This window comes from Corallococcus praedator, assembly GCF_003612125.1.
GTDB lineage: Bacteria > Myxococcota > Myxococcia > Myxococcales > Myxococcaceae > Corallococcus > Corallococcus praedator.
Genome location: NZ_RAWI01000555.1, coordinates 1 through 4849 on the forward strand (window position 1 = coordinate 1; position 4849 = coordinate 4849).

General features: G+C 71.6%; 1 protein-coding gene and 1 pseudogene. Both read left to right on the forward strand.

The window, feature by feature from the left end; translation table 11 throughout:
* The coding region (gene hrpA / locus D7Y13_RS38590; RefSeq protein WP_244222434.1) for an ATP-dependent RNA helicase HrpA at positions 1–3664 on the forward strand (3664 nt) is incomplete at its 5' end.
* Between the two features lie 462 nt (positions 3665–4126).
* Positions 4127–4849 (forward strand): annotated as a pseudogene (locus D7Y13_RS38595) (hypothetical protein); the annotation flags it as partial.

Consider the following 4849-nt stretch of genomic DNA (forward strand, 5'->3'; position numbering starts at 1 on the left):
GCACTTCCCCCCCGAGCTCCCCATCTCGAGCCGGGTGGAGGACATCACCGCGGCCATCACCGCCCATCAGGTGGTCATCGTCGCGGGGGCCACCGGCTCGGGGAAGACGACGCAGCTGCCGAAAGTCCTGCTCGCCATGGGGCGCGGCCGCCCGCGCCAGATTGGCGTCACCCAGCCCCGGCGCATCGCCGCGACGAGCGTGGCGGCGCGCGTGGCCCGCGAGGTCGGCACGGAGCTGGGCACGGACGTCGGCTACCAGATTCGCTTCGAGGACCGCTCGACCCGGCGGACGGCCGTGAAGTTCATGACCGACGGCGTGCTGCTCGCGCAGATTCACAGCGACCCGCTCCTGAAACGCTACGACACCATCGTGCTCGACGAGGCCCACGAGCGCAGCCTCACCATCGACTTCCTGCTCGGGTGGCTCAAGCGCCTCCTCCCCAGGCGCCCCGACCTCAAGGTGGTGGTGAGCTCGGCCACCATCGAGACCGAGCGCTTCTCGCAGTTCTTCGGAGGCGCTCCGGTCATCCAGGTGGAGGGCCGGACCTTTCCGGTGGACGTGCTCTATGAGCCGCCCCCCGAGGACGCCGAGCTCGCGGACGCCGTCGCCGATGCGGTGGCGAACGTGATCTCGCTCGACCCGGACGGGGACGTCCTCGTGTTCCTCCCTGGGGAGCGGGAGATCCGCGAGGCCGAGAACGCCCTGAACGCGCGCGAGCTGCGCGGCACGGTGGTGCAGCCCCTGTATGGGCGCCTGTCCGCCGCCGAGCAGTCACGCGTCTTCGCCTCCATCCCCCAGCGCCGGGTCATCCTCTCCACCAACGTCGCGGAGACGTCCGTCACCCTCCCGGGGATCGTGTACGTCGTGGACACCGGGGTGGCGCGTCTGTCGCGCTACGACTCACGCTCGGGCACCACGCGCCTGCACATCGAGCCGGTCTCCCAGGCCAGCGCCGACCAGCGCAAAGGGCGCTGCGGCCGCGTGCGCGATGGGATCTGCGTGCGCCTCTACGACGAGGCGGGCTTCACCACGCGGCCCGCCTTCACCGACCCGGAAATCAAGCGCACGGGGCTGGCGGGGGTCATCCTGCGGATGAAGTCCCTCGGCCTCGGTGACGTCGAGGACTTCCCCTTCCTCGACCCGCCCCAGCCGAAGGCCATCGCCGAGGGCTGGCGGGTGCTCGAGGAGCTCGGGGCCATCGAGGGCAAGGAGCGCGCCTTGACGCCGCTCGGCCACCAGCTCGCGCGCTTCCCGGTGGACCCGCGCATCGCGCGGATGATTCTCGCCGGCGCCGAGTATGGGTGCCTGGACGAGGTGCTCATCATCGCCGCGGCGCTCAACCTGCAGGACCCGCGCGAGCGGCCACGGGAGCTCGCGCAGAAGGCGGACGCGTTGCACTCGCGCTTCCGTGATGAGCACTCGGACTTCACGGGGCTCCTCAAGCTGTGGGCGTTCGTGAGCGAGGCCGAGGACCGGGGGACGTCACATCTGCGGCGCGTGTGCCGGGACAACTTCCTGTCCTTCCTGCGGGTGCGCGAGTGGCGGGACGTCCAGCGCCAGCTCGAGGAGACCGTCCGCGAGCTGCGCCTGCCGCGCAAGGGCCGGGGCGCCCCGGCGCGCGGGGACGTCCTGCACCAGGCACTCCTCACCGGGCTGCTGTCCCGCATCGGCCAGTGGAATCCGGAGCAGCGCCACTTTACAGGCGCGAAGCAGACGCGCTTCATGGTCCACCCCTCGTCGGCGCTCGCGAAAAAGCCCCCTGCCTGGGCGATGGCGTTCGAGCTCGTGGAGACGTCCCAGCTGTTCGCGCGCACCGTGGCGAAGCTCGACCCGGAGTGGCTCGCGGCGGCGGCCCCCCACCTGCTCAAGCGCAGCTACTCCGAACCGCACTGGTCGGAGAAGTCCGCGCGCGCCGTCGTGAAGGAGAACGCGACCCTCTTCGGGCTTCAGGTCTTCAAGGAGCGCCCCGTGGCCCTGGCCAGCATGGACCCCGCCCGGGCACGGCTGATGTTCCTCGATCATGCCCTGGTGCGCGGCGAGTACCGCACCCGGGGGGCGTTCCAGGAGGAGAACCGCGAGGTGCTCGAGCGCGTGGCGCGCCTGCGGGACAAGGCCCGGCGCAGCGAGCTGCTCGACAGCGAGGCCCTGCTGACGTTCTTCGACGAGCGCCTCCCGGCGGACGTGACGGACGGAGCGAGCTTCGAGGCCTGGCGCCGCAAGGCCGAGGCGGCCGACCCCGACGTGCTCATCCTCTCGATGGAGGATGCCCTCTCGCACGACCCGGGCCTGTCCCCGGCGCGCTACCCGGATGCCATCACCCTGCACGGCGCGTCCGTGCCGGTGACGTACACCTTCGACCCCGCGGCCGAGGACGACGGCATCACCCTGAGCGTGCCGCTGCTGCTGCTCGCCCAGCTGGTCCCGGGAGAGCTCGACTGGACCATCCCCGGGTGGCAGCGGGAGAAACTCACCGCCCTGCTCGAGCAGGTCCCCCGCGCCCAGCGCAAGCAGTTGGGGCCGGTGCCGGCCCTGGTCGACCGTCTCGAGAAGGAACTGGTGCCCTTCCGCGGGCCGATGATTCCAGCGCTCGCGCGTGCGGTGTCCCGGCTGTGCGGCGTGGACGTGCCCGAGGAGTCCTTCCGGGCGGATGCCGTGGCGCCGTACCTGCGCATCACGCTCCGGGTGCTCGACGAGCGGGGAAAGGAGCTCGCGCGGAGCCGCGACGCCGACGCGCTGCTCGAACAGCACGGGGGACGTGCACGGGCGGCGCTGCGCAGCGTGGCACCGACTTCGGACTGGGAGCGCAAGGGGCTGACCGCCTGGACCTTCGGCGATCTGCCCCCCGTGGTCGCCCGGCGGGTCGGCGGGCTTGAGATCCGCAGCCACCCCGCGCTCGTCGACCGGGGCGCCGCCGTGGACTTGGTGCTGCTCGAGACATCGTCCGCCGCCGACGCGGCCACGCGCACGGGGGTCCGCCGGCTCCTGATGCTCGCCGCGCGCGGGCATGTGGCCGTCAGCGCCGCGCGCATGCCGCTGCCCTTCCCGTCCCTGGACGGCTCGCCGCCCGCACGGGGTCAGGCCGACACCTTCCGGGCGCTCGTCCTCGCACGCAGCGTCGACGATGCGTTCAAGCTCGCACCGGGCGCGCCGCTGCCCCGCACGAAGGCGGCCTTCGAGGCGCTGGTCCAAGAGGGCTCACCGCGCATCGAGCAGACGGCCCGGGAATGGGCGAACGCCGTCGTTGCCACCTCCTCGGAGCTCGCGGAGACGCTCGCTGCGCTCAAGGCAGCATCCAAGGGGCCGAGCGGCGCGGCGGCCGTGCGCGACATCCGCTCGCAGCTCGGGCAGCTGTTCCCCGCGAAGCTCATCGAGTGGATCCCCTTCGTGCGCCTGCTGAACTACCCGCGCTATCTCCGCGCGGCCCAGGCACGGCTGTCGCGTGCGGTGTCGAACCCCGGCAAGGACGCAGGGAAGGCCGTGCCCTTCACCCCCCTATGGGAGGCCTTCCTCGCCAGGTGCGCCACCGTGCGTGACCAGGAGGCGGCGCAGGAGCTGCGGTGGGCCTTCGAGGAGCTCCGCGTGGCCATCTTCGCTCCGGAGGTGACGACGCCCGTGTCGGTGACGGTGGCGAAGGTCGGCGCGGCCCTCGCGGCGCTGCGCTAGACGCGGCTGGCGGTGCGTCATCAAGGGTTTCCTATCTCCCTGGTCGCGGGTTCGAATCCCGCTCCTGGAGCTGACTGAAAGGCCCTGCCAACCCGATGGGAGTTTTTTGTTCAACACGGACCTCGCGATGAACGTCGCGGGGCCTTCGTGTTTGCGATTGATTGATCAAATGCAAGAAGCGGCCGCGTGCGCCGACGTGGCGCCGGCAAAGCGGACAATGGCCGATTCGGCGCAGCAGCGGGTGCTGAAGCTGACGGCACACCTGGGGCAGCACCCACGGCGTCCCCCACATCCAAGGCCCAGCGCGCCCCGCGTGGCGAAGCACTGACTCCCGCGGCCCCGACGCGGACGGCCTCCCATTCCCCGCACCTCTGAGCAGCGACGCGCAGCCGGCCAGTTCCGGGCTGAACGTCAGACGTGTGTTCTTTGCTCCCTTCGCCGGGGCACTCACAGGAGGCGTGTATGCGAATGACGCGAGGTGGGGCGGTATGGCTGTTGCTGGTCTGGCCGGTCGCCGCAGGGGCGGAGGGGGTCCACGACACGCAGCCCGTGGAGGAGGAACGGCGCGTACGGAACTCCGCGTGGCGCTCGCTGCTGCGGCTGGACGCGACTGCGTTGGCCCTGCTGCCGCGCGCGGGGGTCGGCACGGACGAGGGCTTCCTCCAGGTGGAGCCCACCCTCGTCCTCGAGCGCGGAGAGGACTTCGGCCTCAATCTGGGCGCTCCGGTGCGGTTGCGGCTGTGGCGTGGAGGAGAAGGCACGGGCCTCGTGCGGCGGGAGGACTGGGACAGCCTCTCGGACTGGGGGCAGGTGGTGCGCGGCCTCAAGCTGGGCTCGGACAACGCGCCCGTGGGCGACTGGTTCGGCGCGCTGGAGTCCTACAGCCTGCTGTCCGCGCACCTCGTGCGGCGCTACTCCAACCGAAGCAATCCCGACTACCACCCGGCGGGAGGCTTCCTCTCCGGCACCCTGGGGCCCCTCTACACGCAGGCCTTCGCCTCGGACGTGCTGGGCGCGCGCCTCATGGGGGCGGAAATCGCGCTGGACGTACAGCATGTCCTCTTCGGCCAGCCCCGCGAACCGGGCCGCTACACGCTGGCGCTCTCCGCCGTGCATGACTGGGGGAGGGCCGGAGGAGATGCGCCCCCGGTGACGCTGGCGCACCTGGATGGCACCGCCGTGGTG